Origin of the sequence: Rhizobium sp. N324 (genome assembly GCF_001664485.1) — a bacterium.
GTDB lineage: Bacteria > Pseudomonadota > Alphaproteobacteria > Rhizobiales > Rhizobiaceae > Rhizobium.
This window is the reverse complement of sequence record NZ_CP013630.1, coordinates 3,848,374-3,865,771: the sequence shown is the minus strand read 5'-3', so window position 1 is coordinate 3,865,771 and position 17,398 is coordinate 3,848,374. Positions and strand designations below refer to the sequence as shown.

The window sequence follows — 17,398 nt, the reverse complement described above, 5'->3', positions numbered from 1 at the left end:
GTCTCTCAAGGGTGCGTTTCGGGCGTGATAAGTTCAACGGAGGGGAAATACGATCGGTATCCGCCGGGGTCGCGGGTCAAAATCTTGTAGCCCCTAATCGCCGCATGGGCGCCGATGAGGAAGTCTGGCAATATCCGTTGGCGTCCTCCGCCGGCGCGACGGTAAAGCCGGGAGGCTTGAGCCGCGGCGAAGACAGCCGGCCAAGGCAGGTTCTCGCGGCGGAATTCATCCTGCGGAAGCAGTTGGTCGACTTCGTCCATATCATCGTAGCGAACGGAAAATTCGGAATAGATGATCGGATTTATGAGGACCGGGCCATCTCTGAAGACGTCGAGCATTTTCCGACGCGACCAACCGTGCCAGTACGAACCGGTCACAGCCAGGTCGACGAGTATGCTTGTATCGACAAGCGTTGCCATCAGCGATCACGGGTCATCGACATGAGGTCTTCGGCATTGATCGCCTGATCGCCGGTTCCTTCCAGACGGCGGATCGTCTGCAGGAAACGGTCGAGCCGCCCCCGATCCTCGATCTCCTGCTTGCCGTTCTTCGGCGAGAGAACCAGCTTGCCGTTCTCGATCGAGAAGATGACCTCGCTGTTGGGCTCGATGCCCGCAAGTTCTCTGAGATCGCGAGGAATGGTCACCTGGCCTTTGGACGTGACGCGCATCTTGCTGCTCCTTCGAAGTAAGAATTATCCTTACTATCGGAACAAGTCAAGAACAGATTAGCCGGCCAGTGCTTGCCGCATCCGGTTGCTCCCGCGGTTGTGGGCGTGGCAGATGGCGATCGCCAGGGCGTCGGCGGCATCGTCGCCCTTGAATTCGACTTTCGGCATCAGGATCTTCAACATCATGTGAATCTGATGTTTTTCACCATGGCCGACGCCGATGACCGCCTTCTTGACGGCATTCGGGGCGTATTCTGAGACGTGCAGCCCGGCGCGCGCCGGCACCAGCATGGCGATGCCGCGGGCTTGGCCAAGCTTCAGGGTCGCCACCGCATCCTTATTGACGAAGGTCTGTTCGACGGCGGCTTCATCCGGCTTGTAAGTATGGACGACCTCCGCCAGGCCGTCATGCAGCTGGCAGAGGCGGGAGGCGAGATCCATGTCGCCATCGGAGGTCACGGTTCCGGAGGCCACAAACCGCAGGGAATTGCCCAGCGTGTCGATGATTCCCCAGCCGGTGCGACGAAGGCCGGGATCGATGCCGATGATGCGAATCGTATTTTGCATGGTTCAACCTATAGCGACTGCGAAATAACTGCCATCGATATGTGAACAAAACAAAAACATTCTCGGATTTAAGAGCCTCCATTTACCGCGAATTAAAACAGATGCTTGAATTCTAGTGTCAAATACGAAGGGGTTCTCGTGTCGCAAGGAGATAAGCCCCCGATGTTCTGTTCAAAGATCGGTCGATCAGGCATGCGCTGCGTGCCCACGCCGGCAGGTGCGTCAGAGGGGTTCGTCGTACATGGCTCAGAGATTTCAGTCCCTGTCCTTCAAGGTCATTGCCACATTCATTCTGCTGACTGTGCTGTCGATTGCCGTGATCGACGTGCTTGCCTATTTTGCCAGCAGCCGGATCTCCGACGAGCAGGCGCTGAAGGCCAAGGAGAGCGTGCTGATCTTTCGCGGCGACATGCTGCAGGATCAGCTGGCGCAGCTCGAGAACCAGGCGAATTCCATCGCGCGCATCGAAGCGCTGCAGATGTCGATCACCAGCCTGAAGAGCGGCTGGAAGACGATCGAGAAGACCTCGGGCGACGCCCGCGCCGAATTGAAGAAGGTTTTCATTGCGGGCAATCCCAACCCGGCTGACCAGCGCGAGAAGCTGATGAAGCCGGAAGGGCCGAGCGGCTTTTATTATTCGAACCATGAGAAGACGCAGGGCGAAGTCGCCCGCGATCTGGAGGATACCGCCTTCAGCGACCTGCTGATCGCCGATCTCGACGGCACCGTGCTTTATTCCTACAAGAAGCAGGACGACTTCGCCGAGAACCTGAAGTCGGACGCCTGGAAGGCAACCGGCGCCGGTATCGCCTTCGGCAAGGCAATCGAGAATACCGCCAAGGCGACCGACGACGCCGCGCCGACAGGTTTTTCCGGCCTCCGCGTCGATGCCGCCAGCGGCAAATCGGCAATCTTCTATGCCGTGCCGATCGTCAAACTCGGGGCGGCCAAGGGCATCTTCCTCTTCAAGGTGCGCGACGACATCGTCACCAGCATCCTTGGCAAGGGTATCGTCCAGGACAGCACGGCGCGGGCGGCGATCGTTTCCGGTGACGGCTCGGCAGTCGGCCTCGACCCGAGCGGCAAGCTCGCGACGCTCGATGCGACCCCTTTCACCTTCATCAAGGACGCGCTTGCCAGTTCGGCGATGACGGTTGCCGATTTCGACAGGGCGGACGGGCCGGCCCGCGCCTATGTCCGCGGCATCGACTACCGCGGCGACCGCTTCCTCGTTGTCGAAAGCGTGCTCTTGAGTGAACTCAATGCCGGCTCGATCGAGATCGCCACGCTGCTGACGATGATCGGCATCGGCGTGCTCGTCGTCATGGCGGTGGCCACCGGCCTCGTCACCAATTTTCTGTTTTCGCCGCTTGCGCGGCTTGCCGGCGTCACCCGCGATGTTGCCGACGGCAAGCTCGATAGCGAGATCGGCAGCCTCAACCGCAAGGACGAGATCGGCACGATGGCGAACGCGCTTGCCCGTTTCCGCCAGTCGCTGATCGAAAGCCGCGAACTCGAAGCCGCCAGCGAAGAGACGCGTCTGCAGGCCGATCGCGACCGCCAGCAGAATCTGGCCGAGCGCGAAGCCGAGGCGAAGACGCTGCAGCAGGTGGTCGAAGCGATCGATGAGGGCCTGCACCATCTGGCGGCTGGCGATCTTGCCTACCAGATCGACACCCGCTTCCCGAACGAGCTCGAAAGCCTGCGCGTCAATTTCAACGAGGCACTGGCGACGCTGAGTGAAACCATGACGGCCATCGGCGGCAACTCGATGGCGGTGCGCGCCGGCTCCGAGGAGATGCGCACCGGCGCCGACGAGCTTGCCGGCCGCACCGAGCGCCAGGCCGGCTCGATCACCGAGACGGCGAATGCGATCAGCGCCATCACCCAGTCCGTCCGCCAGCAGATCGAGCGGGCCGAACAGGCCGAGCGCATCGCCCGCGACGCCAAGAAGGAGACGACCGGCTCCGGCCAGATCATGCGCGAGACGATCGCGGCGATGGAGGCGATCCAGGCCTCCTCGCGCCAGATCAACACGATCATCTCGGTCATCGACGACATCGCCTTCCAGACCAACCTCCTGGCGCTCAACGCCGGCGTCGAGGCGGCGCGCGCCGGTGAATCGGGCAAGGGCTTCGCCGTTGTCGCCATGGAAGTGCGCGAACTCGCCCAGCGCTCGTCGAGTGCGGCCAAGGAAATCTCCAGCCTGCTGCAGAAATCGACGCATGAGGTCGAAAGCGGCGTGTCGCTTGTGGAAAAAGCGGGCGTTGCGCTGACCGGTATCGGTGCCCGTGTCGAGGCGATCAACGCACAGATCAACGACATCATGGGTGCGACGCGCGAGGAAGCCAATACGCTGCGGGAGATCAACAGCGCTGTCGCCGAACTCGACGCGATGACGCAGCAGAATGCCTCGATGGTCGAAGAGACCACGGCTGCGATCCACAGGCTGGCGACGGAAGCCCTGGAAATGGACCGCCAGCTCGGCAATTTCACGCTGCCGCCTGACCACCACACGCCGAGCGCCGAGGTGCATGTGCTCCGCCGCCATCGCTAGCCATCATTTCCACTAATGCAAAAAAAGGGGTCGCGCTCGCGCGGCCCTTTTGATTGCGCGCATGGTTTGGAATGGCGCGGGCGCGAACCTACATAGGCTGCATCCTTCACTTGCCCGGCAGGTTTCCCATGGTTCCCTTTTCCATACTCGACCTCTCCCCCGTTGCCGATGGCAGCACCGTCAGCCAGTCTCTCGAGAGTTCGGCGCGGATGGCTCGCAAGGCCGAGGAATTCGGCTACAAGCGCTTCTGGCTCGCCGAGCATCACGGCATGCCGGGGATCGCCAGTGCGGCCACGTCAGTCGTCATCGGTCATGTCGGGGCGGCGACGAAGAGTATCCGCATCGGCTCCGGCGGCATCATGCTGCCCAATCATTCGCCGCTCGTCATCGCCGAGCAGTTCGGCACGCTGGAGGCGCTCTTCCCCGGCCGCGTCGATCTCGGCCTCGGGCGCGCGCCGGGGACGGATATGCGCACGGCACAGGCGCTACGGCGCAATCTCGAGGCCGGCGCCAATAGCTTTCCGAACGACGTGGTCGAACTGCAGCAGCTGCTCGGCACGCCGGTCGACAACCAGGCGATCCTCGCCGTTCCCGGCAATGGCTCGCACATCCCGATCTGGCTGCTCGGCTCCAGCCTCTACAGCGCCCAGCTCGCCGCCATGCTCGGGCTTCCCTATGCCTTCGCCTCGCATTTCGCGCCCGACATGCTGCTCGATGCGATTGCGATCTACCGCGACCGCTTCCAGCCCTCGGCAACGCTCGACAAGCCCTATGTGATGGTTGGCGTCATGGGCGCTGTGGCGGCGACGGACGAGGAGGCACGCTACCATTTCACCTCGGCCGAGCAGCAATTCGTCAACCTGCGCCGCAATGTCCGCGGCCCGTTCCCGCGCCCGGTGGCCGATATGGAAAATTTCTGGTCGCCGATGGAGAAGACGAACGTCGAGCATACGCTGCGCTACGCAGTGGTCGGGTCGCCGAAGACGGCGGAGGCGAAGCTGACCGAGTTTCTCAAGGAAACGCAGGCCGACGAGGTGATCATCTCGATGCCGATCCACGATATCGAAACCCGGCTGAGATCGGTGGAATTGTTTGCCGGCTTGGGAAGCTTCATGCGGGCGGCCGCTTAGGGTTCGTAACGAGCGTCTTTAAGAGTAGAACATCATGTGCGAGGCGAGGAGCTACCCGTCAGAAGAAGTCCGGCATCACCACCGGGTTCAAGGCGGCCAACCACTCTTTCGTCATACTCGGGTTTGTCCCGAGCATCTGATGTGGTTGCAGCAGATCCTCGGCACAAGGCCGAGGATGACGGCGAGTAAAGAGCAAGGTTTGTCAACAAACTGAACCCGGCATCACAGCCGGGTTTTCTATTCGGATGTCTGAAAAATCAGGCCGAGAGCTTGGCCAGAACTTCTTCGGAGACCTCGAAGTTGGAATAGACGTTCTGCACGTCGTCATCGTCTTCCAGGCTGTCGATGAGCTTCATCAGCGACTGGGCCTTTTCTTCATCCACCGGCACGTTGTTCTGAGCGCGCCAGACGGCCTTGACGGTTTCGGCTTCGCCGAGGCTTGCTTCCAGCGCCTTTGCCACTTCGCCGAGAGCTTCGAAACCGCAGGTGATGTAGTGGCCTTCCTCGTCGGTCTCGACATCGTCGGCGCCGGCTTCGATCGCGGCTTCCATCATCTTGTCGGCATCGCCGACGGAGAGCTTGTAAGTGATTTCGCCGACATGGTCGAAGGAGAAGGAGACCGAACCGGTTTCGCCAAGCGCTCCGCCGGCCTTGGTGAAGATCGAGCGGACATTGGAGGCGGTGCGGTTGCGGTTGTCGGTCAGGGCTTCGACGATGATCGCCGTGCCGCCGGGGCCGTAACCCTCGTAGCGGACTTCATCGTAGTTTTCGCCGTCGGCGCCGGCTGCCTTCTTGATGGCGCGGTCGATGTTGTCTTTCGGCATGGACTGGGCCTTGGCGTTCTGGATCGCCAGGCGAAGACGGGCGTTCATCATCGGGTCGGGCAGGCCGGCCTTGGCGGCTACGGTGATTTCGCGCGCAAGCTTGGAGAACATTTTCGACCGCACGGCATCCTGACGGCCCTTGCGGTGCATGATGTTTTTAAACTGTGAATGGCCAGCCATGGCACCCCTGTTCACGTCTCATTGTTCGGAATGGGCCGCCTTATAAGAGCGAAACGGCACCCGTTCAAGGAAAAAGCGGTGGATTTGCCGTACGATGCGCACGCCCGTCGCCCGTCTCAGTCAACCGTCAATCGCTTGCGGCTGGCCAAGAAACCATGTCCGTCCCGACGTTGGCAACGCAGTCCCTCCGTGTCGGAGGTGCAGGAATAGGGTCCGCCCCTCCAGCTATCGCCATAGTCGAGAATATGGTCATCGCTGCAGCAGGCGGTATCGCCTTCCATCTCGAAGATAAAGGCCTTGCCGCTTGCCGACAGGATAAGGCGGACGTAGAGCGGCTCTTTGCGTTCGCAGGCAAGCTCCGGACCGCCGTCTTCGGGAACATACATTTCAACGCCGCCCTTTGGCGTATAGACGCAGCCGATATTCCTTGTCGGGGTGACGAAGACGACCTGGCCATTCTCGTCGGGCTTGAAGGTCTTTTCTGCCGCAAGGACTGTTGGCGCAAAAGCTGCGCAAAAAACCAAAGCCAGAATCGAATGTTTTGTTCGCATGGTGATCTTTTCTCGTTCGGGCGCACTATCGCATATTCCCGCACGCTGAAAAGACCGCGTCGTCCCGCTGCCTCTGCGGGGAACAAAGGCGAGGGGATGACGTTTCAAGAACTCCATTCAACGGAAAGGAACGGTCATGGCAAGTCTCAGCGATGCGCAGGAGCAGCCAGCACGTCAGCTCTGGGATCAGGTCAACGATGTTCATGCCGGCATGCTCGGAATTTCCGGGCTGGATATGCACATGCAACCGATGGCGCCGCATGCCGATCCCACCACCAACACGATCTGGTTCTACACCAAGACCGATGCCGACATCGTGCGCGCCATCAAGCCAGGCAGCCGCGCGCATTTCTGCGTCATCGGCAAGGATCACGACTATCATGCCTGCCTAGCCGGTGTGATCGACGTGCGTCCCGACCCTGCCAAGATCGAGGAATATTGGAGTTCGATCGTCGCGGCCTGGTATGACGGCGGCAAGAAGGACCCCAGGCTCACCATGTTGTCCCTGCATGTCGACGATGCCGCGATCTGGGTTTCCACAGGCAGCACGCTGAAGTTCGGCTGGGAGATCGCCAAGGCCAATCTCGACGACGACAAGACGCCTGACATCGGCATCAGGCGCCATCTGCAGTTCGCTTGATTGCACTGGCCCGGATGCTTCCGGGCCTCTTTTACTGCACACCTTTCAGCACATAGATCAGCGGCTTCTTCGGCAGCGTGCGCATGGAGACGGTGATACTGTCATCGGGCGCATTGGCGACGTCGAAATCCTTGCCGAACATCGAGACGAAGGCTTCGACCGGCGGGCCGCGCCGGTGCATCGGCAAAATCAACGACGAGCGCAGCCGCTTGATGACGCGGCTCATGCTGTCGGCGCCCATGGTCAGGCCGCCATCGACCGGGACCATGACGACGTCGAGGCGGCCGATCTCGGTGTAATGGGCATCCGTCAATTCATAGTGCAGGTGGCCAAGATGGCCGATGCAGAGGCCGGCGATCTCGAAGATGAAGATGGAGTTGCCATTCTCATGCGCTCCGCCGAGGCCGTAGCTGAAGCGGATATCCGTGGGGACATTGCGGATATAGGCATCGCCGACAACGAGATTGATGTTGGCCTTCTCGCCCGGAATATCGCTCCAGCCATGCAGTACATGTTTGATGCCTGGATCGGGCGCCAAGGTGAAGTGGGTCGTATGCGCCTTGTTCATGGTCACGACATCCGGCATCGTGGCCGGCCTGTACCAGCCATTATAGTCTGTCGCGATGACGATGCCGCCAGGCGTGTCGATCTCGAAGGTGGAATGGCCGAGATACGTGAGCTTGACCTCTTCGCCCTCGGAAACGGCAGGCGCCAGCGACGCGGCGCCGGAAAAGCTGGCGAAAATTACCTTCGGGATATTCTCAGCGATCGCCTGGCACTGGCTGACGGGCGTTCGCTGTTCCTGCGCCCCGGCAGGACCGGCCGCGGCGAAGACCGCAAGGCATGCGATAGCGAGGACGAGATATTGCGGCTTCATGCCAGCCCTCCGGCGCTCTACCACTTTGAATTGGCGGCGGGAGGATGCGGCATGAGGTCGCAGCGGTCCAGACTAGGAATGCTCACGATTGCGTGTTGGCTACACGTAGAGGCTAGCGCCAGAACTCCGGCATCGTCTCGGCCAGCCGCGGTCCGAGCCGGAGCGGCGCGATCTTTTCGGCCAAGCCCGTGCTGTCGGAAATTTCCACGCCGACGCCGCAGATCGTCGCCGGCCCGCTCGCCGCTTCCATGCGGCCCTTCGGCATCTTGGAAATGAAGCGGTTGAGCGGCTCTTCCTTATCCATGCCGAGGGAGGAGTCGTAGTCGCCGCACATGCCGGCATCCGACATATAGGCGGTGCCGCCGTTCAGGATCTGCGCGTCGGCTGTCGGCACATGCGTGTGGGTGCCGACGACGAAACTGGCGCGGCCGTCGACGAAATGGCCGAAGCACTGCTTCTCGCTGGTCGCTTCCGCATGAAAATCGAAGATGATCGCATCGGCCTGCTCCTTCAGCGGGCAGGCGTCGAGAATCACTTCCGCCGATTTGAAGGGGTCGTCGAGTTCCGGATGCATGAAGACCCGGCCCATGACGTTGGCAACGAGCACGCGCGCGCCGTTCCTGGCATAGAACAGCCCGGAGCCGCGGCCGGGCGTGCCTTGCGGATAGTTGGCCGGCCGCAGGAATTGATCGTGCCGCCCGGCAAAAGCGACGGCTTCCTTCTGGTCCCAGACGTGATTGCCCGTCGTCACCACATCGGCGCCGGCATTGATCGTTTCCAGAAAGATGTCCTCGGTGATGCCGAAGCCGCCTGCGGCATTCTCGCCGTTGACGACGACGAAATCGAGTTTGAGGTCGGAGATCAGGCCGGGCAGGCGGTCCCAGACCGCCGTGCGTCCCGTCTTGCCGACCATGTCACCCAGAAAAAGCAGCCGCATTCCCTATCCAATCCAAGAGGCAAAAAAGCGAAGGCCGCTTTCTGTCAGGATGGCATCCAGGCTTATGTCATGCGGCTCGTCCGGCACATGTGCCACTTCCTGGCAGTCGAATGCAATGCCGATCAGCTTGGGATGCAAGCCTTTTTGCCTCAGCCGGCTGATGGCGCGGTCGTAATGGCCGGCGCCGTAGCCGATGCGGTGGCCGCGGGCATCGAAGGCTGAAAGCGGCACCAGCATGATTTCCGGATCGAGTATGGCGGCATCGTCGCCCGGGCCGACCGTGCCGAAACCGGTATCGACAAGCGGGGCACCCTCCGCCAGCTCGCGGAAGACGATGGTCTGCCGGTCGAGGATCGCCGGCACGCAGAGCCGCGCACCGCGCACGGCAAAGCGCGCCATCAGCGGCCGGAGATCGGCTTCCGAACGGATCGGCAGGAAGCCGGAGACGATCGTGCCCAGCGCAAAACCAACCGCCTCGCCGGCATGATCGGCCATCGCAAGGCTTTTGGCGGCGCGTTTCTCAGGAGAAATGGCGTCGCGCGCCGACAGTCGTTCATTTCGCAGCTGCGTTTTCAGTTCTTTCACGGTCATTCGATCCGACGGATAGGGAAAATTTCAAATGAGCATAGACGGCTGGATGTCCGATGCAAATGCCGGATGCGACAGCGCTGCGCCCGTTTCACGCCTGTCGGGGGATGCGGCCGAAGATCAGACGACGATGCTTGTCGGTATTGTCGCGGTGGCGATGGAGAAACCTGCCGCATCAGGAATGGCGTTCACCCCGGTTTGCCGGTTCTGCTGGCGCAGGTCGTGCATCGCCTTTTCGAGCAATTGCTTGAGATCGCGCACGACCGCCTTGAACTCTTCCATCGTTTCTCGATCATCGACCGAGATGCCCGAGAATCGTGGGGCGTCTTCGGCCACGCTCTGATAGGCCTTGCGGGCGCTGGCGGCGGCGTCCGGTTCCTGTGCGCCGGCTTCTTCAACCGCGGTTTTTCCTGAGGCATCCGTCAGGGCAGCCTCAGTCGTCGCGGCCGTTGCATCCGTGGTTGCGTCCACCGAAGCGACGGCGGCCGGGCTGTCGGCCGCGACTGATGATGCGAATTCGGAGGCGGCGGTACCGACCTTGCGCGCCAGTTCGGCAGCCAGACGGGCAACCACCTCGGGCGGCATGCTGGAACTGCGCAGCATCTCCAGTTGCTGCTTTGCCTCTTCCAGCTTGCGTTGTGCCTTCGTCTTGGCTTCGTCTTCGGAATTCGCCGAGGTCTGCCGCATCTGCTGCAGCGTCTGGGTGCTGCGCTGCAGTTTTAGCACACCCTGATCGGTGTCGTCTAAGGCGGCGGATATGGCTGTCGTCGAAGACGTGCCGCGCAAGATGATGGAGGCAGACGTGGTTGCGACCTGCATGGACAATCCCCCGATAATTCGGGTCCCCGATTGCAATTCGGCGTATCCTGCAACGTCAGACTTGTGTGGACCTGTGTTCCGGTGGTGCCGGCAGCGATGCCGCGAGCCGGCGCATCGCCTCCTCGAACAGCGCGACTCCGCCCGGCGTCCAGCCGAGCGCACCGATTTTCGCCGTGCTCATGGGATTGAGCGCCGTCCTGTCGGCGGGGGGCGGCAGCACGTGCCGACAGCCGGTCTCGCGCCGGATAGGCGAAAGGATATCGCGCGTGTCGACCGATATGTCCGAGACGTTGAAGACCTCGCCGGAGATGCGGGTGCTGTCCGTCTCCAGCATCAGCCGTACCGCACGCCCGAGGTCGCGGCCGTGAACTTCCGTTCCCGCACGCGCAACAACCGGCCGGCCGGCGAGATAGTCGGCGATGAGGCCGTCCCATTTGTTGGGCGAGAGATCGCCGTAGACGCCGGTCGCCCTCAGGCTTACGCCGGCAAAACCCGGGGTGGAGAGGTGGGTCAGCGCGCGTTCGGCATCGAGTTTGACTTGGCCGTAGAGCGTTTCGGGCTTGGCCAGCATCGTTTCCGCAAGCTCGGTTCCGGCAGGATGCTCGCCATAGGCGGCGCGGCTTGAGATGAAGACGCAGCGGCGCGTGCCGGCGCGTTTGGCGGCGTCGAAAAGCCGGACGCTGCCGTCGAGATTCAGCCTGTGAAAACTCTTCGGATCGTCGCCCTCGCCGCCGCGGTATTTGCCGGTGATATGGCTGAAGGCTGCGTGGACGAAGAAATAGGCGTCGTCGAAGATATCGATCTGATCCTTGTCGGGATCGAGCGAAAGCGCTGCGAACTCGACCGGGCGGGAGAACAGGCGGGGTGGCGGCGCCCGGCGGCCGCCGACGATCACCTGATATCCGGCAGCCAGCAGTTCCTCGACGACATACCGGCCGACGAGACCCGTTCCGCCAGATACCAATACCTTCATGCTGCCCCTTCCGGATTGTCCAGCGTTGCGATCTCGGGCACCTCGCCGTTGTCGTGAAAACGGTGCCACAAATCGATCAAAGGTTGTAGCCGCGCTGCCTTGGCATGATTCTTTTCCCACGGTTTTTCATACTGGTAGTGCAGGATCGAAATGCTCTTCCAGTCCCAAAGCGCCGGCATGGTGAACCATACATATTGCAGCATGTTGAAATAGACCGGCAGGCCGTGCCAGTCCGGGAAGAACGTCTGGAGAAAGGTCTGATCGGTGCGCCGCCAGAAGGTGTCCGGCCTGTCGAGGCTTTCGAGCATGTGCCGGAATGTGTCATGCGAGGGAGAGGCGATGAAGACGCCGGAGTTCATGCGGCGGAAGTCGGCAAGGCTTTCATAGACATTGGGCGCAGCTGAGAATTCCGGATAGAGGAAAAGCCTGTCGACGTTCTTCAGCACCAGGGCATCGGCGTCGATAAAGACGCAGCGCTCGTATTCGACGAGCTGCCACAGCCTGAGCTTGCAGAAATTGTCGAGCGGCGAATGGAAATCCGGCTTGCGGCCCTTGGTGAAGGGGGCTGCCGAATAGAGATGGCCGCGCGCATGGCGCTCGTTGAAGGCGGCTGACAGCGGCAGGTGCTCGACTTCGATCAGCCGGCAGCCGAGGGTTGCGAGCGGGGCGAGAGTGGCTGCATCGACGCCGCCGGTGTGAAGGACGACGATGTCGGCGGTGGTGCCGGTGCGACGCAGGGAATGGGCCAGAGCGGTCGCTCCCATCGCGTAGTCGGGGTTGGTGACGAGGGTGACGTAGGCGAATACGGACGAGCGGTTCATCGGGTTCGACTGCCTCGATATGTCTTGCTCCGGCGGAGGAGAGACGGCAAGGCGTTGCTGCATGTCTCTTCTCCCCAGCGGGGAGAAGGTGCCGGCAGGCGGATGAGGGGGCGAGCGCCGACAGGAGCGAGTGCGCCGAGCGCGAGCGAAGGGCAATGAAGGGCGTGCCGTGTGGCCCCCTCATCCGACCCTCCGGGCCACCTTCTCCCCGCTGGGGAGAAGAGGGAGCAAGCCGCGGCCTTTCTAGCCTTCGTCATCGCTCAGCACTCATGACACCGACTTCAGCCGCTTGCCTTCCGGATCGTGGTTGATCGTCGCGGCGATATCCCTGGTCCAGGCGGAGACGGCCGGCACGCGCGAGCGGTCGACGCGATAGGCGAATTTCTTTGCGACGTCGACGATCTCGCCGAGCAGGCCTGTTTCCAGCGTGATCGGCTCGAGGCCGAGATTGCGGAATTTCTCGTTCCGGACGATCAACTCGTTCTCGGCGGCTTCCTTGCGCGGATTGGGCAGCCAGGCGATGTCGGCGCCGCTGATCCCCGCGATCATCTGCGCAAGATCGCGCACCCGATGGGTTTCCGTCATCTGGTTGAAAATTTCGACGCGGGCGCCGCGGGCGGGCGGATTTCTCAAAGCCAATTCGATGCAGCGCACCGAATCCTGGATATGGATGAAGGCGCGGGTCTGGCCGCCGGTGCCGTGCACCGTCAGCGGATAGCCGATCGCCGCCTGGATCAGGAAACGGTTCAGCACCGTGCCGTAATCGCCGTCGTAGTCGAAGCGGTTGATCAGCTGCGCATGGCGGCGCGTCTGCTCGGTATGCGTGCCCCAGACGATGCCCTGGTGCAGGTCGGTGATCCTCAACCCGTCGTTCTTGGCGTAGAACTGGAAGAGAAGCTGATCCAGGCACTTGGTCATGTGGTAGATCGAGCCGGGATTGGATGGATAGAGGATCTCCCGGCTGACCGTCGCGCCGGCGGCGGTTTCGATGCCGACCGGAAGATAACCTTCGGGGATCGCCGCGCCGACAGTCGAATAGCCGTAGACGCCCATCGTGCCGAGGTGGATGAGATGGGCGTCGAGATTGAGTTCGGTCAGCGCGTTCAAGAGGTTGTGCGTGGCGCTGACGTTGTTGTTGACAGTGTAATTCTTGTGGCGGTCGCTTTTCATCGAATAGGGCGCGGCCCGCTGCTCGGCGAAATGGATGACGGCATCCGGGCGGTGTTCGGAAAGCCAGTTCTTCAGCAGTTCGTAATCCTTGGCGAGATCGATCAGATTGAAGTGGATGCGGCGCCCGGTTTCGGCATGCCAGATGCGGGTCCGCTCCTGGATCGAATCCATCGGCGTCAACGACTGAACGCCAAGTTCCGTATCGATCCAGCGGCGTGAGAGATTGTCGAGGATATGAATGTCATGCCCGGCATCGGAGAGATGCAGCGACGTCGGCCAGCCAATGAAACCGTCTCCGCCCATAACCGCAATCTTCATCACATCGTCTCCTGATCTGTCGCTCAATACCGGGATAGTTAGGAATTATGACAGGCATTCAATGCCTGCCGGTCGGGGCATTGAATGCTTGCCTGTGGGCAAGCGTTGCGCCAAAGAGGGCACTTCAGTTTGGAGAAAATTATGACGGAGCGCCCTTTTTCCATTTCGGGAGAGCTGACCGAGGCCGGACACCGCCTCGTCCAGCGGGTCTATTATGAAGATACGGATTTCTCCGGCCTGGTCTATCACGCCCGCTACCTGCATTTCCTCGAGCGCGGCCGGACCGATTATCTGCGCTGCCTCGGCGTCGAGCAGCGCGAACTGGTCAGCGCCGACGAGGAGGGCCTCGTCTTCGTCGTCCACCGCATGGAGATCGATTTCAAGAGCCCGGCGCGCATGGACGACGTGCTGACGATCCTGACCCACACGGAAAAAGCCGGCGGTGCCAAGATGGTGCTCAATCAGCAGATCCGCTCGGGCGAGACGCTGCTGATATCAGCCAAGGTGATCATCGCCGTCATCAACGCCAGGGGGCGGCCAAGGCGGCTGCCGGAAACACTGGCGGCGAAATTCCTGGAAGGCAGCACGCCGCTATAGCCGCGAATCACCCGGAATTCAGGCTTGTCAAAACTTGAACTTTATGTGAAGGAATACCCGCGCCGCAGGATGAGCGCTCTTTCGGCAGCCGGATCTTGCTCCGGTCAAGTAAACCATGGAACGAGATCTTCCAGACACAGGCTTACTGTCACAGTTCGTCACTAACGATCTATTAACCATAATAGTGTCTTACTGGGAAAGTCGGAGTTTGTGCGGTGCACGCCTTCCTTTGACCAAATTTGACGGCAAGAAGGCGGAAGATGAGCTTGGAAGCTTGACCAGGGCTTTGGGCGGCGGCCACCGGACACTTCTTGCGAGATCAATTTGTGCCGCCCGGTCCAGCACCGGGCGTTTGGATTCGGGGATTTTGGATCAATGGAACAAGTAGGATTGGCAGCAGCAACGACGGACGTCAGCCTCTGGTCGCTTTTCATGCAGGCCGGTATCGTCGTCAAGCTCGTTATGCTCGGGCTTATCGCAGCCTCGGTATGGACCTGGGCGATCGTCATCGACAAATACCTGGCCTATGGCCGCGCACGGCGCCAGTTCGACAAGTTCGAGCAGGTCTTCTGGTCCGGCCAGTCGCTGGAAGAACTCTACCGCTCACTGTCGGAACGCAACAATACCGGCCTGGCAGCGATTTTCGTGGCCGCCATGCGCGAATGGAAAAAATCCTTCGAGCGCGGCGCCCGTTCGCCCATCGGCCTGCAGATGCGTATCGACCGGGCGATGGATGTGACGCTGTCACGCGAATCGGAATTTCTCGGCGCCCGTCTCGGGTCGCTGGCAACGATCGGTTCGGCCGGTCCGTTCATCGGTCTCTTCGGCACCGTCGTCGGCATCATGACCTCGTTCCAGGCAATCGCCGGTTCGAAGTCGACCAACCTTGCCGTCGTCGCGCCTGGTATCGCCGAAGCGCTGCTTGCCACCGCAATCGGCCTCGTCGCCGCTATTCCGGCGGTTATCGCCTACAACAAGTTCTCTGCCGATGCCGGTAAGCTCTCGGGCCGCATGGAAGGTTTCGCGGATGAATTCTCCGCCATACTTTCGCGCCAGATCGACGAGAAGCTGCAGCCGCGCGCTGCAGCTCAGTAACCAGCGGAGTATACTGACATGGGTATGGCTGTTGGAGGCAATGGCGGCGGGGGCGGCGGACGCCGCCGTCGCGGCGGTCGGAACAAGGCCGTAATTTCCGAAATCAACGTGACGCCGCTCGTCGACGTCATGCTTGTGCTTTTGATCATCTTCATGGTCGCGGCACCGATGATGACCGTCGGCGTGCCGATCGACCTGCCGGAAACGCAGGCCAAGGCGCTGAATTCCGAGACGCAGCCGATCACCATCTCCGTCAAGAACGACGGCGAAGTGTTCTTGCAGGAAACGCCGATCCCGGCCGCCGAGATCGCCGCCAAGCTCGAGGCGATCGCCACTACCGGTTATAACGAACGGATCTTCGTGCGCGGCGACGCGACGGCGCCTTATGGCGTCATCGCCGATGTCATGGCCCGTATTCAGGGCGCAGGCTTCAAGAATATCGGCCTGGTGACGCAGCAGAAGAAGGACCAATAGCGTTCAAGATGAAGACCAGCGTCGTCACATCTGCTGTTCTGCACTGTCTGGTGCTTACCTGGGCGATGGTATCGCTCAGCGCGCCTGAATCCTTCAAGGTAGAGGATTTCGAGGCGATGCCGGTCGATCTCGTGCCGGTGGAATCCATCACCCAGATGCAGCAGGGCGACAAGAAGGCTCCGAAGAAGGAGACATCAGCGCCGGTGCCGACGACACGTCCGCCGATCGCGCAGCCGGCCGAAAATGCCGGCGACAACAATGCCGACCTGAAGACGCCGCCGGTCCCGAACGCCAAGCCCAGCAACAGCGAGGCTGCGGCGGCGAATTCGAGCGAGAAGCCGTTGCCGACGATCGATCCCAAGCCGAACGACGTCAAGGAAGTCAATAAGGAAGAGACCGAGGTCGAACAGCCGAAGGAGGTCGCCTCCATTCCGACGCCGAAGCCCGTCGAAGTGACGCCGCCGAAGCCGGAGGAAAAGCCGCCGGAAGAGCAGGCCAAGCCTGAAGAGCCGCCGAAGCCGGATGCCGAGGCGCTGCCTGACAAGGTGCCGACCCCTGTCGCCAAGCCGCAGGTGAAGCCGCCGGAGCCACAGAAGCCGGCCGAAAAGCCGCCAGAAAAGACTCAGGACCAACCGAAAGCTGCGGAAGCGCCGACGGACAAGAAGAAGGCCGACAAGAAGCAGGAAGTGGCGAAATCGGCCTCCTCGATGAAAAGCGATTTCAACGCCGACGAGATCTCGGCCTTGCTGAACAAGACCGACCCTTCCGCTGGGGGGGCGAAACGCTCGACGCAGGAAGCGTCGCTTGGCAACAAGAAGAGTAATGGTGGTGCTTCACTCAGCCAGAGCGAGATTGATGCTGTACGTGGTCAGATCTCCGGTAATTGGTCGGTTGTTTCGGGGCTGGCAGGCGCCAACGAGGTTCAGCTTAAGGTTCGTGTTCAACTCGATCAGGCCGGCAATGTCGTTGGCGACCCCGAGGTCATTGCTTCAGGGGGGCCGGATTCAACACGCCAAGCGCTCAAGAGCAGTGTCTACCGCGCTGTTATGAAATCATCTCCTCTCAAAAATTTGCCTGCAGACAAATATGAGGGAGAAAACGGCTGGAACGAGCTGGATCTCACCTTCGATGCTAGCGACTTGGGGATTTAAGTGTCGAAGAACTTGTTCCATTTCGCGAAGGTTTTCCGGATATGCGTGGTGCTGACAGGGTTGATCCTTGGCCTCGCATTTCCCTTCAATGCAAATGCGGGGACGACCGTTCGCCGAAACAGCGACGCAAATTCGCCGGTTCTCAGCGTGGCTGAAGTTGCGGCGCTGAGAAACGCGATCGAACGTCAATTCATCGTCGACAGCCGCCTGAAAGACATCGGCAGCATGCTTTTGACGGTCCACATAAAGCTAGCCATAGACGGGCAGATCGTCGGCAATCCTGATGTGCAGGTCACCGGTGGCAGTGAGCGTGCGCAGAAAAGTCTTACCGATGCCGGCCTTCGCGCAGTTCGTCGCGCAACTCCCTTTACGATGCTTCCGAAAGATAAATACGATGTCTGGAAGGAAGTTGTTTTCAACTTCGACACCAGCACTCTTACCCATTAGATGCTGAAAGGC

Annotated in this window: 20 protein-coding genes; 8 read left to right on the top strand and 12 right to left on the bottom strand. The window is 61.0% G+C overall.

Going from position 1 to position 17,398, the window contains the following annotated elements; genetic code table 11:
- Nucleotides 1-5 precede the first annotated feature (5 nt).
- Genes AMK05_RS18705 through ruvC form a run of 3 tightly spaced genes read right to left on the bottom strand, consistent with a single transcriptional unit; the run spans nucleotide 6 to nucleotide 1,237 of the window.
- Nucleotides 6-419, bottom strand: a complete 414-nt coding sequence (locus AMK05_RS18705) for a type II toxin-antitoxin system VapC family toxin (RefSeq protein WP_064840620.1) — start codon at nucleotides 417-419, stop codon at nucleotides 6-8.
- Entirely contained in the window at nucleotides 419-670 is a 252-nt protein-coding gene (locus tag AMK05_RS18700) for an AbrB/MazE/SpoVT family DNA-binding domain-containing protein (RefSeq protein WP_064840619.1), read from the bottom strand. The genes AMK05_RS18705 and AMK05_RS18700 overlap by 1 nt, the downstream gene beginning before the upstream one ends.
- A 57-nt stretch (nucleotides 671-727) precedes the next feature.
- Entirely contained in the window at nucleotides 728-1,237 is a 510-nt protein-coding gene (ruvC, locus tag AMK05_RS18695) for a crossover junction endodeoxyribonuclease RuvC (RefSeq protein ID WP_064840618.1), read from the bottom strand.
- A 241-nt stretch (nucleotides 1,238-1,478) separates the two neighbouring features.
- On the opposite strand from ruvC, the gene AMK05_RS18690 reads away from it, so the two are divergent.
- Together AMK05_RS18690 and AMK05_RS18685 are read left to right on the top strand one after the other, a co-directional pair.
- Nucleotides 1,479-3,794 (top strand): methyl-accepting chemotaxis protein, encoded by a 2,316-nt coding sequence (locus tag AMK05_RS18690; protein WP_064840617.1) that lies wholly within the window; start codon nucleotides 1,479-1,481, stop codon nucleotides 3,792-3,794.
- Between the two features lie 128 nt (nucleotides 3,795-3,922).
- Complete coding sequence (locus tag AMK05_RS18685; protein WP_064840616.1) at nucleotides 3,923-4,924, top strand: LLM class flavin-dependent oxidoreductase; 1,002 nt, start codon at nucleotides 3,923-3,925, stop codon at nucleotides 4,922-4,924.
- Between the two features lie 257 nt (nucleotides 4,925-5,181).
- Here AMK05_RS18685 and AMK05_RS18680 read toward each other — a convergent pair whose 3' ends face one another.
- A complete protein-coding gene (locus AMK05_RS18680) occupies nucleotides 5,182-5,928 on the bottom strand; it encodes a YebC/PmpR family DNA-binding transcriptional regulator (RefSeq protein ID WP_049734610.1) in 747 nt (248 codons plus the stop codon).
- 116 nt (nucleotides 5,929-6,044) lie between these two features.
- The gene (locus AMK05_RS18675; RefSeq protein ID WP_237352144.1) at nucleotides 6,045-6,596 is read right to left on the bottom strand and encodes a DUF6636 domain-containing protein; all 552 of its coding nucleotides are present in this window, start codon (nucleotides 6,594-6,596) and stop codon (nucleotides 6,045-6,047) included.
- A 19-nt stretch (nucleotides 6,597-6,615) separates the two neighbouring features.
- Between AMK05_RS18675 and AMK05_RS18670 the strand changes: the two genes are divergently transcribed.
- On the top strand, nucleotides 6,616-7,119 hold the full coding sequence (locus AMK05_RS18670) for a pyridoxamine 5'-phosphate oxidase family protein (RefSeq protein ID WP_064840614.1): 504 nt from the start codon (nucleotides 6,616-6,618) through the stop codon (nucleotides 7,117-7,119).
- Between the two features lie 31 nt (nucleotides 7,120-7,150).
- Here AMK05_RS18670 and AMK05_RS18665 read toward each other — a convergent pair whose 3' ends face one another.
- The 7 genes from AMK05_RS18665 to AMK05_RS18635 form a co-directional block, all read right to left on the bottom strand.
- Complete coding sequence (locus tag AMK05_RS18665) at nucleotides 7,151-7,996, bottom strand: MBL fold metallo-hydrolase (protein ID WP_064840613.1); 846 nt, start codon at nucleotides 7,994-7,996, stop codon at nucleotides 7,151-7,153.
- Between the two features lie 112 nt (nucleotides 7,997-8,108).
- The gene (locus tag AMK05_RS18660) at nucleotides 8,109-8,933 is read right to left on the bottom strand and encodes a TIGR00282 family metallophosphoesterase (protein ID WP_064840612.1); all 825 of its coding nucleotides are present in this window, start codon (nucleotides 8,931-8,933) and stop codon (nucleotides 8,109-8,111) included.
- Between the two features lie 3 nt (nucleotides 8,934-8,936).
- Nucleotides 8,937-9,524 (bottom strand): 5-formyltetrahydrofolate cyclo-ligase, encoded by a 588-nt coding sequence (locus tag AMK05_RS18655; protein ID WP_064840611.1) that lies wholly within the window; start codon nucleotides 9,522-9,524, stop codon nucleotides 8,937-8,939.
- 117 nt (nucleotides 9,525-9,641) lie between these two features.
- Entirely contained in the window at nucleotides 9,642-10,340 is a 699-nt protein-coding gene (locus tag AMK05_RS18650; protein ID WP_064840610.1) for a hypothetical protein, read from the bottom strand.
- Nucleotides 10,341-10,395: 55 nt separating this feature from the next.
- Complete coding sequence (locus tag AMK05_RS18645; protein ID WP_064840609.1) at nucleotides 10,396-11,313, bottom strand: NAD-dependent epimerase/dehydratase family protein; 918 nt, start codon at nucleotides 11,311-11,313, stop codon at nucleotides 10,396-10,398.
- Nucleotides 11,310-12,134 (bottom strand): glycosyltransferase, encoded by an 825-nt coding sequence (locus AMK05_RS18640; RefSeq protein ID WP_064841440.1) that lies wholly within the window; start codon nucleotides 12,132-12,134, stop codon nucleotides 11,310-11,312. Before AMK05_RS18640 ends, AMK05_RS18645 begins: the two co-directional genes overlap by 4 nt.
- Nucleotides 12,135-12,401: 267 nt before the next feature.
- A complete protein-coding gene (locus AMK05_RS18635) occupies nucleotides 12,402-13,622 on the bottom strand; it encodes an NAD-dependent epimerase/dehydratase family protein (protein ID WP_064840608.1) in 1,221 nt (406 codons plus the stop codon).
- Between the two features lie 141 nt (nucleotides 13,623-13,763).
- Here AMK05_RS18635 and ybgC point away from each other — a divergent pair, with 141 nt between their 5' ends.
- From ybgC to AMK05_RS18610, 5 genes are all read left to right on the top strand, one after another.
- The gene (gene ybgC, locus AMK05_RS18630) at nucleotides 13,764-14,219 is read left to right on the top strand and encodes a tol-pal system-associated acyl-CoA thioesterase (RefSeq protein WP_064840607.1); all 456 of its coding nucleotides are present in this window, start codon (nucleotides 13,764-13,766) and stop codon (nucleotides 14,217-14,219) included.
- Between the two features lie 375 nt (nucleotides 14,220-14,594).
- A complete protein-coding gene (gene tolQ, locus AMK05_RS18625; RefSeq protein ID WP_003582115.1) occupies nucleotides 14,595-15,314 on the top strand; it encodes a protein TolQ in 720 nt (239 codons plus the stop codon).
- An 18-nt stretch (nucleotides 15,315-15,332) separates the two neighbouring features.
- On the top strand, nucleotides 15,333-15,788 hold the full coding sequence (gene tolR, locus AMK05_RS18620) for a protein TolR (RefSeq protein ID WP_003566333.1): 456 nt from the start codon (nucleotides 15,333-15,335) through the stop codon (nucleotides 15,786-15,788).
- Nucleotides 15,789-15,796: 8 nt separating this feature from the next.
- Nucleotides 15,797-16,939 carry a hypothetical protein gene (locus tag AMK05_RS18615; protein ID WP_064840606.1) on the top strand — a complete coding sequence of 381 codons (1,143 nt, stop codon included), beginning with the start codon at nucleotides 15,797-15,799 and terminating at the stop codon, nucleotides 16,937-16,939.
- Complete coding sequence (locus tag AMK05_RS18610) at nucleotides 16,940-17,386, top strand: cell envelope integrity protein TolA (RefSeq protein ID WP_064840605.1); 447 nt, start codon at nucleotides 16,940-16,942, stop codon at nucleotides 17,384-17,386.
- Nucleotides 17,387-17,398: the final 12 nt, after the last annotated feature.

Excerpts from the sequence above, each read along its gene's own strand:
- AMK05_RS18705 (WP_064840620.1), bottom strand. The coding sequence starts at position 419 with ATGGCAACGCTTGTCGATACAAGCATACTCGTCGACCTGGCTGTGACC.
- AMK05_RS18700 (WP_064840619.1), bottom strand. The coding sequence starts at position 670 with ATGCGCGTCACGTCCAAAGGCCAGGTGACCATTCCTCGCGATCTCAGA.
- ruvC (WP_064840618.1), bottom strand. The coding sequence starts at position 1,237 with ATGCAAAATACGATTCGCATCATCGGCATCGATCCCGGCCTTCGTCGC.
- AMK05_RS18690 (WP_064840617.1), top strand. The coding sequence starts at position 1,479 with ATGGCTCAGAGATTTCAGTCCCTGTCCTTCAAGGTCATTGCCACATTC.
- AMK05_RS18685 (WP_064840616.1), top strand. The coding sequence starts at position 3,923 with ATGGTTCCCTTTTCCATACTCGACCTCTCCCCCGTTGCCGATGGCAGC.
- AMK05_RS18680 (WP_049734610.1), bottom strand. The coding sequence starts at position 5,928 with ATGGCTGGCCATTCACAGTTTAAAAACATCATGCACCGCAAGGGCCGT.
- AMK05_RS18675 (WP_237352144.1), bottom strand. The coding sequence starts at position 6,596 with ATGGAGTTCTTGAAACGTCATCCCCTCGCCTTTGTTCCCCGCAGAGGC.
- AMK05_RS18670 (WP_064840614.1), top strand. The coding sequence starts at position 6,616 with ATGGCAAGTCTCAGCGATGCGCAGGAGCAGCCAGCACGTCAGCTCTGG.
- AMK05_RS18665 (WP_064840613.1), bottom strand. The coding sequence starts at position 7,996 with ATGAAGCCGCAATATCTCGTCCTCGCTATCGCATGCCTTGCGGTCTTC.
- AMK05_RS18660 (WP_064840612.1), bottom strand. The coding sequence starts at position 8,933 with ATGCGGCTGCTTTTTCTGGGTGACATGGTCGGCAAGACGGGACGCACG.
- AMK05_RS18655 (WP_064840611.1), bottom strand. The coding sequence starts at position 9,524 with ATGACCGTGAAAGAACTGAAAACGCAGCTGCGAAATGAACGACTGTCG.
- AMK05_RS18650 (WP_064840610.1), bottom strand. The coding sequence starts at position 10,340 with ATGCAGGTCGCAACCACGTCTGCCTCCATCATCTTGCGCGGCACGTCT.
- AMK05_RS18645 (WP_064840609.1), bottom strand. The coding sequence starts at position 11,313 with ATGAAGGTATTGGTATCTGGCGGAACGGGTCTCGTCGGCCGGTATGTC.
- AMK05_RS18640 (WP_064841440.1), bottom strand. The coding sequence starts at position 12,134 with ATGAACCGCTCGTCCGTATTCGCCTACGTCACCCTCGTCACCAACCCC.
- AMK05_RS18635 (WP_064840608.1), bottom strand. The coding sequence starts at position 13,622 with ATGAAGATTGCGGTTATGGGCGGAGACGGTTTCATTGGCTGGCCGACG.
- ybgC (WP_064840607.1), top strand. The coding sequence starts at position 13,764 with ATGACGGAGCGCCCTTTTTCCATTTCGGGAGAGCTGACCGAGGCCGGA.
- tolQ (WP_003582115.1), top strand. The coding sequence starts at position 14,595 with ATGGAACAAGTAGGATTGGCAGCAGCAACGACGGACGTCAGCCTCTGG.
- tolR (WP_003566333.1), top strand. The coding sequence starts at position 15,333 with ATGGGTATGGCTGTTGGAGGCAATGGCGGCGGGGGCGGCGGACGCCGC.
- AMK05_RS18615 (WP_064840606.1), top strand. The coding sequence starts at position 15,797 with ATGAAGACCAGCGTCGTCACATCTGCTGTTCTGCACTGTCTGGTGCTT.